Source organism: Streptomyces sp. NPDC054975, from assembly GCF_053609105.1.
This window is the reverse complement of sequence record NZ_JBSGWV010000003.1, coordinates 290,162-302,389: the sequence shown is the minus strand read 5'-3', so window position 1 is coordinate 302,389 and position 12,228 is coordinate 290,162. Positions and strand designations below refer to the sequence as shown.

Genomic DNA, 12,228 nt, shown 5'->3' with positions numbered 1-12,228 from the left:
CACCCGGCACAACGCCGCGTTGGGTTCAAGCGACCCGACACGCGGTTCCAACAAGAGTGTGTCTCCAGCATTCGCAAAGGAGCAAAAGTCGCCGGAGGGGCACCCCTCTCGACTGCTGCGCACGTCACATCGCCAGGGGGCAAGCTGCCGCCCCCCTCTGCGTACGAGTGACGAGGAAGGGCCGGGCGGCGCTCGGCCGCCCGGCCCATCTGGTCACTTCTTATCCCTACCGGTCTCTCACCCGTCGGTGAAGTACAGGGATCCCTTCCAGCGAAGGTTCATGACGTCGTACTCGAACGTCACATCGACAACCCGCTGCTCCTTCCTTTCGGAGATCAGAGCGGCAGCTCTGCGCAGAGCGGAGACGGGGCTGTCGTCGTCCGCGTCTCCGTGGACCACGACGCGAAGGGTCCGCCCCGTCCCGGCACTCATTCGCTGCTCCGATTCACCGGGTCCGCGAATACGGTGACGTAGGTGGTCGAGTTCGGATCCTCCGAGTCCAGCCCACCTACCCCGACCGCGAGCACATCCCACTTCTCGCCCAGCTTCTCGATCCTGTTCGCCGCAGTGTGCAGCAGGTCGGCGATGCCGTGGCCGCTGCCGGCGGGGATCCCAAGGCTGAAGTGGTGAGTGGTCCACATGTCCTTCTTCGTGGCTCTCATACTCAGCTTGTGGTTACGGCTCCTTCGAGCCATCGGTTCCTCCAAGGCGTGGTGCTAGAACGGGTTGGCGAAGAGGGCGATGCGCCAGCCCCAGCGGCGGCTGAAGCGCTTGCCCCAACGCAGGGACCACTTGAAGCCCTTGCCGACCCTGGCGTTGTAGTGGCTCTTCCGCTTCTGCTTGTTCCGCGAGCCGTTGTACTTCTGGTTCGCCTTGATCTTCTGCATCGCCTTCTTGTAATCGGAGGCGTTGTACGGCTTGCCAGCGTTCTTCCGATAGTAGGCGTCCTTCTCCTTCTTACTCAGCTTCTCCTTGCCCTCCAGGCCTTCGGCCTCCTGGAGACCGCCGTCGCGGCCGTCCAGGTCGATGCAGTTGACCGGGTCCGCGTCGCAGTACTCGAACGCGTTGGAGTTGCCGCCGTAGACCGGATCTGCCGAGAGGAACCGGCCTGTGCTCGGGGCATACAGGCGAACGCCCATGAGCATGAGTCCAGTGAGGGTCTCGCTGGAGCGCTGTTTGCCGCCGAGCCAGTTGTATCGGGCGGCGGGCTGGCCGGTGCGGGGGTTGCCGTACTCATCGTTCTCCAAGACCAGCGGGGCATCGGCCACATCCAGCGGGAGCTGGAGGGCAACATCGCCGTGGATGCTGGTCAACTGCAGGACGGTGTTGCCCCCATTGCTTGTGGTGGCGGCGAGGTCGCCGGAGGCCGAATCGACGTTGCGGCTGATGGCGCCGTCGGTGGTGTTCTCGGTGATCCACCGGGGGTTGTCGCCGTCGCTGTCGTAATGGTTGACCTTCGCCGCAGTCTGGCCCCAGACGCCAGCGGCGTTCTCTTCGACGGTCCAGGAACGCAGGCGCTGATTGGCATCGAGCTGCCAGGTCTGGCGCTGGGTGCCGCTGGTCTGCTGGTGGACCAGGTCGTTGGCGTAGTAGCCGATCTGGCTGCCGGGCAGCGACGTGACACGGCCGAAGGCGTCGTAGACATAGCCGGTCGCGATGAGACGGTCGGCGCTGTCGTAGGTGTGGGTGGTGGTGGTTCCTCCGCTGGTGGGGCAGCCGACGCCCGCGGCGCCTTGGGCGGCGGTCAGGGAGGTGCGGTTGGTGCGCTCGTCAAAGGCGTAGGTCCGCGTTGTGCAGACGTCACCATTGTTGTCCGCGACACCGATCAGACGGCCGGTGGCATCGTAGGTGTAGTTCTGTGAGGACCACCCGGTGTGCTCGGTGGCCTGGCCGTGGACGGATTTCTCGACCGTGTCGGAGACGACGATCTGGCCGTCACTATCACGGGTGTAGACCCGGGACGTGGTGGCTCCGGCACTGTCCTCGGTGATGGTGAGGGTGTATCCGCCCGGCAGCTTCTCGGCGGCGACGGAGCCGTCGGCGTCGTAGGTGGCGGCGAAGGTGCCGGCGACCGAGTCCGTGGTGGAGGTTGCCAGGCCGCGGGGCTCGAGGGCGGTGTCGTAGGTGTAGGTGATGGTGGACGGTGCTGTGTCGGTCGTCTTGACCAGACGGTTCAGCAGGTCGTACTCGGTCGTCGTTCTGCCGCCGTCGGCGTCGGTGTAGGTGACGAGTCGGCCGAGCTGGTCGTACGTCTTCGTGATGGTCCCACCAGTCGGCGAGACGGTCCTGACCAGCTGGCCGGTGACCGGGTCGTACTCGGTCGTCGACTCCGGGACCGCCTGCCCGATTCCGCCGGTGATCGCCGTTCTGGTGAGCCGGCCCGCGGTGTCGTAGGTGTTGGTCGTGGTGCGGGTGACAGCGTTCGCGGTCTCGGTGACCTTGGCCGGGTTACCCCACCAGTCGTACTCGGTGGTGGTGACCGGAAGCTCGGTCGGGTGGGTACCGCCGCCAGTGATGGCGCCGGCGGATCCGGTGGAGCAGACCAGGTCGGCCCACTCCGGGCGGCCCTGACAGGTGCCGGTGCCGGTCGCGGACCAGTACGTGGTCACTCGCGTTGCCGCGTCAGTGCCGGTGGCGCCGGGCAACAGCTGCTTGGTGACACGGCCCTGACTGTCGTACTCACTGGTCTCGGTGATGGCGAGTCCGGCCGGATCCCTGATCGTCTTGACCGGCATGCCCTTGGCCCAGTCGTAGCGGGTCTGGGTGACGCGGGCATCGGTCATGGTTGTGGTTCCCAGAATCTGGGCACCGGTGGTGACCTTGGTGACCTGGTTCTCGACCGTCGCGGTGCCATCGGTGGGACGGCTGGCGTCGTACTCGTTGACTGTCCAGGCGCGGGCCACGGCGGACTCGCCGGTGCCGGTCAGCGAGATGCGGCGCAGCGGGCCGAACTCCTCGAGTTCCCGTAGTCCCTTGGTGTCGTAGACGGACGTCGTGGAGAGAAGGTCGGCCCGATCCTGGGTGGCCAGGCCGATGATGCCGAGGTCGGTCAGGGTGGCCTGGTCTGCCGCCGTGCCGCCCAGGGCAAGAGCCCGGTTGCCGGCGGTCAGCTTACGCAAGGTGTTGCCGAAGCGGTCGTACTCGGTGGTCGTGACGTTCCGACCCGGGTCGATTGCGTTCACCTCCCGCCCGGAGGCGTTGGTGTAGGTGATCGAGGCACGGCCGTAGTCTCCAGCGGCCAGCTGGTCGCCGGAATTCGCCGACGGAACCGCATCGGCCGGGAAGACCGCGGTCGCGTCAGTGGGGGCGTCGCTCTGACCCCACGCCGTCACGTCGGCGGGACCCATCTTGTACGGGGCGTTGTCGCCGGTCAGCGGCACGTCGTAGACGACGCTCGTGGACGACGTACCTTCTGGCGTGCTGGTGGTGCCCTGCTTCAGACCGGCACGGTTGACCTTCAGCAGCATGCCGTCACCAGCGGTGGCGGCGCTGCCCGCCTTGCCGTAGGTGAACGACCACGGCAACTGACCAGGCGGGGTCAGGCCGGTGACACGGCCCGCCGCGTCGTAGCCATAGAAGGTTGTGAGCGCGGGGCTGATCTGCGGGTTGAACGTCTCGCGCAGGCGGCCAGACCCGTCGTACTGATATTTCTGCACCGACTTGGATGTCGCCGCAGCAGCACCGGGCTCGGTCGACCAGGCCCGGATCTCCTTCACCTGACCGGCCACGTCACCGAACGCCGCGTCGGTCCTGGTGGTGGCGGTGGCGTAGACGAATTCCAGAGCGCGGCAGCCCTTCGTCGACGGCGTCGCCGTGCACGTGGTGGCGGAGGCGGCCGAGGTGGGCGCGATGACCAGCTTCGGGCGGGCGAGCTTCTTGCCGTCCACAGTCACGGTCTCGGAGATCACCGTGGTTGTGGACTGCGCAAGTCCATCCATGGTGCTGGAGGCGACCTGCCACGACGTAGCAGCGGCATCCGGCTTGGTGAAGACCGTGACCGTGCCCTCGGTGTCCTTCATCGTGAAGGAACCGGTCAGCGAGCCGGTCAAGGTCATGTCCTCGGCGCCCGGCTCCGACTTCCAGCCACCACCAGTGGTGGCGGTGAAGCCGAGCTCCTCGCCCTCAGAGTCGACCAGAGCGACCGAGGTCGCCGAGGTCTTCCTCACAAACGCCCAGTCCGAGTCGGTCAGCTCCGCGACCGTGCCGGACGTCCACTGCGGACCGAAGATCGCAGCCTGGCCGTCCTGCTTCGCACCGGCATCCGGGCGGCGCGAGGAGGCAGTACGCGACACCGACAGACCGAACAGCGACGTGTCGGTCGCCGACAGGCTGTAGTCACCGGTCAGCAGGTTCGCCGATCCAGGGCCCGCCTCCTCCGAAGGCGCCGTGCCCGCGTTGCGGTCCACGGTGATCTCGTTCACCGGCGAGTACACCGGCGTGGACGGCGTGCCTTCAGTGAACGCGGCGCGGACCTCGATCGGACCGTCCTCGGCCAGCGTGTCGGTGACGTTCCAGGTCAAGCCTGCGGGCTTACCGTTCGAGACGCCCACCGGCCAGCCGGAAATCGTGTCAGAACCCTGCCGCACGTCGGCGACCGGAACGTCCTTCCACGTGTCCATCTCACCACGGCGGTACTGGTAGGTCACGCCGGTGTAGGAGGTCAAGCCCTCGGCCGACAGACCCACACGCCGGGCAGGACGCTCGCCCTGTCCGGGGGTCAGCAGTGCTGCGCCCGAACCGGCGTAGAACACGTACGACGACTCCGCCGACACGTTGCCGGCCGGGTCCACGGTGCGGGCGGTAACGGTGTGCTTGCCCGCGGCGAACGACAGGGTCTTGCTGACAGCGGCCCCGGTCGTGGCGGCCGACGTCCAGGTCCCTGAGTCCTGCTTGTACTCCACCGCCGTCACGTCGCTCGTGGGCGGGGTGAAGGTGAACGAGCCGGAGAAGTTCCCGTTCGCGTCCGAAGTGCCCGACCAGGTGTTGGCCGGAAAATCAACGGAAGAGACGGCGGTCGTGGCCGGCTTACTCGTGTCGACCGTGAAGTAGTACTTCGGCGTCCAGTTCGACCAGGCGCTGCCATCACTGACGCGGCCCCAGAACCAGTACGTCCGGCCGTTGACCAGCTTGCCCGCAGGGGCCGTGTGGGAGGCAGTGCTTCCAACAGGGTCCTGGGTGCCGGAGTCGTAGACCTCCAGGTTGGTGGCCCCCTCCCACAGCTCCCACTTCGTCCGCAGGAAGGTGGTCTCCTTGTCGCTCAGGGCGTACGTCAGCGCAGGCGTCGTCGAGGTCGACCAGTTCTTGCCCGCAGCGTTACGCCCCGGGGTGACGGTCATCGGGTTACCTGCGACCGGGATCGTGTTGTATGTGACTGACACATACGGCGTGTTAGAGGCCGCATTGCCCGAGTTGAACCGCTTCCACGAGTAAGGGTCCGTCTCGGTCGTGGCCTTGATGCCCATCGCGTTACTGCCGTTGCCGTTGGCCGCCCAGGCCGCCGCCAGGGTCTTGATGTCCTGGGACACCCAGCCGTCACCGCACGACGACGAATAGCCCTTCGTGGCTGTCGACGTCGCCCACTTGTTGTTCCAGCTCGGCAGCGTGCTGGTCCAACGGGTGCTGGTCGAAGCGTGCCCGGTGTCCCAGACCTCCCAGTTGCTCGGGGTGCACGACCAGGAGTGGAACTCCCACAGGTTCAGCTTCGCACTCAGAATCTGCTTGCCCGTGATCTGCGCCATCGGGAAGTGCAGGAACGACCGCGCGATCTGGCCAGAGCCGTTGTTGCCGAGCTTCAGCTCCGTCGAGGACGACATGTCCGTCGTGTAGCCCTGCTGGACAAACGTGTCGAAACTCGGCCCGATGTTCACCGCCGGGTCGACTGTGACCGGGAACTTTGTCTCAGGATCGGCCAAGAAGTCCGCGTCCGGCGTCAGGGTCAGATCGACCGTTCCACCGCTCTGCGTCACCTTCAGGCCGACATCAGCCCGCCGCGTGTGTTCTCCGGAGTTCGGGTCCACATACGCGTCCCACATCACCGGCGCCGGCAGTACGCCCACCCGCTTGCCGGACTTCGTATCGAGGAAGGTCACCGAACGATCCGCGTTCGCCCGCGCCTCGATTCCCTCGGCGTTCAGCGTCAGCGTCACCGAGCCGTTCGCGTCGATCGCGGAGCGGTCCTTCAGCTCAAGGAACTGCTCGAATCCCGTGCGGGTCGACTCGATGATCAGGTCAGTCGCCGTGAGCGCGTCGGCGTATCGGGCCTTCGTGCCCGACACCGAGGGCTCCGGCAGCACACCGCGCCACGACAGACCCAGCTCACGACCCTCGCCGGCATCCAGCGTCACCAGCGGAACGGGCGTGGTCCGTGCGTCGCCGGCATCGCCGGACGACATCACCCTCGCCGCCTGTGTTGCCGGCGTCTTCCCAGCCAGCTTCAGCCTCAGGGGGTGATCCTTGGCTGCGACAGTGCCGTCCACCATCTTCGCCAGGTCGACGTCAATGTCCCGCCACTGGCCCGTCAAGCCATCACGGAACCGAACCGGTCCCGACGCGGCATCGAGCGTGACCGTGCCATCGGGATTTGCCCACGTCGTCGACGACTCGGTGCGCGCCGACAGCGCCTCCACCCGCTTGCCCGATAGGCGGGCAGCAACCTGAGCCGACGCTAGATCCGACGCCGCGGTCGCGTAGACAGGCTTCTCAGTAACCGGCGGTGAGGGCAGTGCAACCGCCTCGCCCGTGGTAGCGATGACAACCGCCGTCTCAGCAACCAGAATCCCGGCAACCGCAAGCGCTATTCGGGGCAGGGCCTTCATCGTCAGCCACCGGCCCCCCACCCAGCCTGGTGGCGTTATGTGCTCACTCATGGTCAAATCCCCTCCCTTAGCAGCCGCATATGCGGCTAGCGGAGGATCATATTCCGATGTAAAGATTTTGTGAGACCCGGTACTGGGATCGCCAGGATCCCAGTGCCCCGAATGCACTGAATTGCGTCATTCAGGGCAACCCGCGGATCTGCGCGCGGCGTGGTACTGAATCGTCGGGCCGCGTCCACTCGTACGCGCCCAGCTCGACCGCAGGTACCTGTACCTGCTGGGCGACGAACTCCACCGCCTCGCCCGGCAATCGAACCGGCCCCGGAAGCCGGCTGACCCCCTGGAGATCGGAAACAGGAAGTCACGGTTGCCGCAGTCCGACTCCGGTATCCCACTCAGTTGGCCGGGCCTGGGGCGGGCGCCTGTTGGGCATCCTCGGCTGCGATCTCCTCCAGCTTGGCCGTGAAGAGCTGTTCGATGTCTCATGGTCGACGGTCCTCGTCCTTGCCACGGCCGCAACCGGAACGCTCGCCACACCGGATCGGTCAGGTCAAGCAGGTGCAGCGCTTCCGCTCGCCTGGCCGCTCGGAGAGCACCACTGCCCGGGTGGTCGCGGCGTACTCGAACACCAACCACCGAAAGTAGGTCGACAGTCAGCTCATTGCGTACGTCGCCGGGGCGTCGACCATCAACTCCGTCGTCTCGTTGAGCTGTCCGACCCACCGGGTGCGCTCGCCGTCGATCCGCTCACGCATCATCGGGTCCATGCGTGATCTTCCGGGCCCGGCGTGGGCGGGTTCTTCAGGCGAGCACTAAATGGTGGTCACCTTCATAAGGCTTGCTAGGAACCGGTCCCGGGCCGTGTGCACCTCCACGATGCGCCGCTTAGCCGGGGCTCAGCCACAGCGTGGCGAGCGCTGTCACCAGCGCCGTTTCGACCGAGATCAACGCCGTCTGGACTGCCAGCTCCAATCGTGCTCCCCTCATGCCACCTGCTCGGCTGGAGTTGCGCCCCTCCTCGCCGAGCCATCGAGGGCCTGTGCTGAGGGCATGTCAGGCCCGAAGAGCACCACTGTTCCTCAGACCCGATGACGGCACGCTCGAATTTTCGTTGCGCCGGCCGGTCACGTTCTGAGGGCTGAGGGTCCTTGCGGGTAGTGAACGGGCGGCGCGAGGCCGCCCCGGCCTGCGGGGAGTACCCGATGGCATCGGACGAACAGCACCTGCTCGGGCGGCGGGATGCGGCGGTGGATGTGCTGGTCAACTGGATTGGCTGGCTCCTCGCCGTCGTTTTCGTGGTCGGCTGCTTTCCGGGCTGGTGGTGGGGTGGTGACCTGAACAACCTGCCGCTCATAGGGGAGTCGGTGGCCCAGGCCGCGGCCGCGCACCGGGGCTGGCCCGAGGTTCCGGTGCTGTTCCTGGCGTGCGGGGCGATCCTCGTGCGGCGCGGCTGGTACTCGGTCGCCGATCCGGTGCGCGGGATAGATCCGAGGCTGCGGTATCGCCGCCCGTCGCGCTTTCCCTCGCCGAAGGCAGGCTGGTGATGGGCGAGGCCCTGCTCGCCCCGTTCACGGATTTCACCACCGTGGCCGCTTCGGTCGCGGAGAACCTATGGGCACATCTGTGGTGGCTGGTGCCGTCCGCGCTGCTCTGTGCAGGGCTCTGGGGGGCGGCCTATGTGTGGTGGCGGCGCCGGGCCCGCCTCGCGCTCGCGCACCGGGTGGCGGTCGACCTGCTGCCCTCGGCCGCCTTCGATCCTTCGGCGGAGGGGATCGAGCGGCACGCGGCGCGCCTCGCGCGGGTCCCCGCGGCCGCCGGGTGGCTGCCGCGGCGCGCGACGGCAGTGAGGATGCGGCACCGAAGCGTGGACGGAAAGTTGGCGACCCGGCTGGAAGGCCCTGGCCATGCCGCAGGCCTGCTGCGCCTGCCGTCGTTCCCGGACGTCGACGTCCGGGAGACGAGCCGCGCCGGCATCGAGGTCCGGCCGGTCCGGTTCACCAACATCCCCCCGATGACCGGCATGACGGACGACGAGGAGGAGACGAGGGGATGAGCGGCGTACTGACGGAAGAGCAGCCCCTCCGGGCCACGGCAGCGGATCTCGCACCTGGCCCGGGATCCGATACGAAGGCTGAAGGCCGGTATGTAGCGCGTGCGGAACTGGTCCTCGCCCGGCCCGATCACCGGCGGCTGACCGCGGCCAGCCTCAGCCCGGACCCGCTGCAGATGATGGCGGCCGCGTGTGCGCATGCCGACAGCGACCGGGGGGAACGGGCCGAGCTGATCGTGGATCTGGTGCCGGTGTCGAGCCGAAGGGTGGCTCGGTGGCGGCGCCGGCTGATGCGGCGAGCAGCCCGGCGGGGTCCGTCGGCGTACGGGGAGCAGCTCGGGACCGGCACGGGAAGCGGCGGCCGGTCGGGGTTCGGTCAGGTACTTCAGGGCCTGAACGGCGGAGCTCCGCTCGGTGCCGGTCAGCAGCGGGGCCGGCCAGCGCGCCTGCCGCGTCAGATGGACCTGGCCGACGGCGTGGGCAAGTTCCTGCCCGGCATGGACACGCAGGTGTTCGCGGTACAGATCCTCATCCGGGTCCAGGCGCGGCATCCGGCCCGGGCCCAGGCTCTGTTGCACCAGGTGATGACGGTGATGGACGCCTGGAGCGGGGAGAACTGGTGGCGGCCCGTGGGGCCGCGACGCACGGGGTGGCGGCCCTACAGCAATGTGTGGTGGCGCCGGTCCTCGTTCGACCGCCGGTACCAGACCGGGGAGTTCGCTCCGGCCAAACGTCAGTGGGTGACGGCCCGGGAGGTCGCCGCGCTGCTGAAGCCAGCCTCGGTGCACTGCGAGGCGGCGAACGTGGTGCGGACCGGCGGGGTGGTGCCGCCGGCACCCGCGCGGCTGCCGGAGTGGACCGGCCAGCCCGGCATGGTACCGCTGGGGCGTGTCCTGGGCGCGGACGGCAAGGTCCGGCTCGCGGCCGTGCCCCAGGACGATGTGCTATTCGGCGCATCGTTCGGCAAATCCGGGTTCGGCAAGAGCGAGCTGGCACTGCTCCAGGCCATCACGCTCGCCTACGGCGGGCTGGGAGTGTGGTTCCTCGACCCGCACGGCGCGGCGGTGAAGCGGGCGATGCCCTATCTGACACATCCCGCGGTCCGCGAGCGGGTGTGGGTGATCGACCTGAGCGTGAAGGATCCCTCGTCGCGGGTCGGGTCATGGAATCCACTGTCCATGGAGCACCGCAGCGCCGCGCAGGTCCAGGACGTGATCGGGGCGGTCGTGGGCGGTCTGGCCTCGGCGCAGGGCTGGGGCGATGGGGCGCCGCGTGCAAGGGCGATCCTCTCCCACGCGGTGCAGATCCTCGCGCACCTGGCCCTCGAAATGTGCCGCCGGGGACGCCCGGACCTGCAGCCCACCCTGTTCACGATCACCCGGCTCCTCACCGACGAGGAGTGGCGCGAGGGCGTCCTGGAGCACCTTCCGGTCAAGCTGCACCGGTTCTGGCGCACCACGTTCCCCAAATACGAGGGAAGCGCGGTCCCGGTGGTCACCCAGACCCTGGAACAGCTGGAGACGTCGGACTCCCTCAAGGCATTCCTGGGCCAGCCGCGCTCGACCTACGACATGCGGCACGCCATGGACACCTCGAAGATCGTCCTGCTGCGCTGCTCGGGCACCGGGTCGTCCGACCAGATCATCACCTCGCTGCTGCTGTTCGACCTGTTTCGCGCCGGCTGCTCGAGGGAGGGCATCGACCAGGACCAGCTGGCGACGATGTTCGCGTTCTGCGACGAGCTGACCGCCATCGACGGGGCCTCCCGCGGCTACGTCGCCGCGATCCTGGAACAGCTGCGCAAGTACGAGCTGCGGCTGATGGGGATGACCCAGATGGCGATGCGGCTGAGCAGCGAGACGCGGATGGCGCTGATGCAGAACCAGTCGCTGCTGTCCGCGGCCGCCGCCGACAGCGACGAGGCCGCGTTCGTCACCAAGCGGATGGAGCCCATCTCCCCTCAGACGCTGCTGTCGCTGCCGAAGTGGCACTACGTGATGTCCACGATGCTGCGCGGGGAGCGCACCACGCCATTCCGGGTTGCCGGCGTGGCGCTACACGAGGCCCTCGCCAACTACCACCACCCCGGCCTCCTGCCCGACCTGGACGAGGCCGTGGACATCAACCTGGGGCGCCGCACGGTCGGAGAGATCCTGCGCAACCTCGAAGGCGACGACACCAACACCCGGCCAGGCCTGGACGACCGGATCCTCGCTGCCCTCACCACCCAAGCCCCCACCGCCCCGACACGCACATCCCAGACCGGGCTGCGCAAGACCAGCGGAAGCGAGATCGGCTGATGACCACCGCCCTGTCCCCCGCCCCTGCGAGCCTGCCCCGCCTCGGCCAGCAGCTCCTGCCCATCGTCTACCAGCACCGCCTCATCGCCACCGGCCAGCTCCACCGGATGCTGACCCCGCACGCCCACCGCCCGGTCTACCTGCGGCGCATCCTGAACCAGCTCCGCGAGTTGGACCTGGTGGACTGCACCACCCGACGTGCAGGGAGGATGGGCGGCGCCGAGCTTTTGTGGTTCGTCACCACCCGCGGCGCGGACATCGTCGAAAGCAGCCGGGAGGTCACCGGCCGGGCCTACCGCATCAGTCCCGAGACCGCCGCCTCCCAGCTCCAGGAACACACGCTGGCTGTCGTGGAAACAGGACTCGCCTTCCACACCTGGGCCCAGGCCCTCGGCGATGAATGCAGTCCGCTGGACTGGGAGCCCGAACTCGTCCACCGGGTACGCGACGGCGAGAACCGGCTGGGCGACGATGCCCTGCTCATCCCCGACGCCGTCCTGCGCTACACGCGAGCGACTCCCGCCGGGCGCCGGCTGCTCACCTACTTCCTCGAGATCGACCGCGCGACCATGCAGGTCGGGCGTCTGGGACGCAAGCTCACCTCGTACGCCCGATACGCCACCTACGTGCCCGCGTCCCCGCCCGGTCACCGCCTTTCCACAAACAGCACCGGGGCGGGCCGCGAGGCCTGGCGTGACCGCTACCCGGCCGTTCCTCGACTGCTCATCGTCCTCACCGGAGCCAGTGAGCAGGTGCTGCGACGTCGGACCGAGGACCTGCGCGCCCTGGCGGCCGCCGATGCCCGCGTCCGGCGCACCCCTCAACTCGCCGTCGGCATCACGGTGCTGGAGCAGCTCAGAGAGCGGGGGCCGTTCGCACCGATCGTCACACCTCTCCTCGGCGAGCCCTCCCCCAGCGACGTCCTCCTAGAGACCTCGCTGACCGGCACCTGACACCCACGCCGGGAGGCCGGTTGGCACCGACGATCCATCCGGCTTGTCCGGCACCCCAGAAAAGACTCAAGGAATCCATACGGTGACCGACACACAGAGCTGTTGTTCCT

The 12,228-nt window shown here is 67.9% G+C and carries 7 protein-coding genes; 4 read left to right on the top strand and 3 right to left on the bottom strand.

Annotated features, from left to right (window positions below):
* Window positions 1-237 precede the first annotated feature (237 nt).
* From ACWF79_RS06270 to ACWF79_RS06260, 3 genes are read right to left on the bottom strand one after another with little or no spacing between them, the layout of a single operon-like run.
* Entirely contained in the window at window positions 238-399 is a 162-nt protein-coding gene (locus ACWF79_RS06270; protein ID WP_453726862.1) for a hypothetical protein, read from the bottom strand.
* A gap of 29 nt (window positions 400-428) precedes the next feature.
* Entirely contained in the window at window positions 429-662 is a 234-nt protein-coding gene (locus ACWF79_RS06265; protein ID WP_453726861.1) for a hypothetical protein, read from the bottom strand.
* A gap of 54 nt (window positions 663-716) precedes the next feature.
* On the bottom strand, window positions 717-6,866 hold the full coding sequence (locus ACWF79_RS06260; RefSeq protein ID WP_453726860.1) for a DNRLRE domain-containing protein: 6,150 nt from the start codon (window positions 6,864-6,866) through the stop codon (window positions 717-719).
* A gap of 1,151 nt (window positions 6,867-8,017) precedes the next feature.
* Here ACWF79_RS06260 and ACWF79_RS06255 point away from each other — a divergent pair.
* The 4 genes from ACWF79_RS06255 to ACWF79_RS06240 all read left to right on the top strand — a co-directional run bounded on the left by ACWF79_RS06255 (window position 8,018) and on the right by ACWF79_RS06240 (window position 12,118).
* Window positions 8,018-8,359, top strand: coding sequence for a hypothetical protein (locus tag ACWF79_RS06255; RefSeq protein ID WP_453726859.1), 342 nt, complete (start codon window positions 8,018-8,020; stop codon window positions 8,357-8,359).
* The gene (locus ACWF79_RS06250; protein ID WP_453726858.1) at window positions 8,359-8,868 is read left to right on the top strand and encodes a hypothetical protein; all 510 of its coding nucleotides are present in this window, start codon (window positions 8,359-8,361) and stop codon (window positions 8,866-8,868) included. Before ACWF79_RS06255 ends, ACWF79_RS06250 begins: the two co-directional genes overlap by 1 nt.
* Window positions 8,869-9,323: 455 nt before the next feature.
* Window positions 9,324-11,165, top strand: coding sequence for a hypothetical protein (locus tag ACWF79_RS06245; protein WP_453726857.1), 1,842 nt, complete (start codon window positions 9,324-9,326; stop codon window positions 11,163-11,165).
* Entirely contained in the window at window positions 11,165-12,118 is a 954-nt protein-coding gene (locus tag ACWF79_RS06240; RefSeq protein ID WP_453726856.1) for a replication-relaxation family protein, read from the top strand. The genes ACWF79_RS06245 and ACWF79_RS06240 overlap by 1 nt, the downstream gene beginning before the upstream one ends.
* Window positions 12,119-12,228 lie beyond the last annotated feature (110 nt).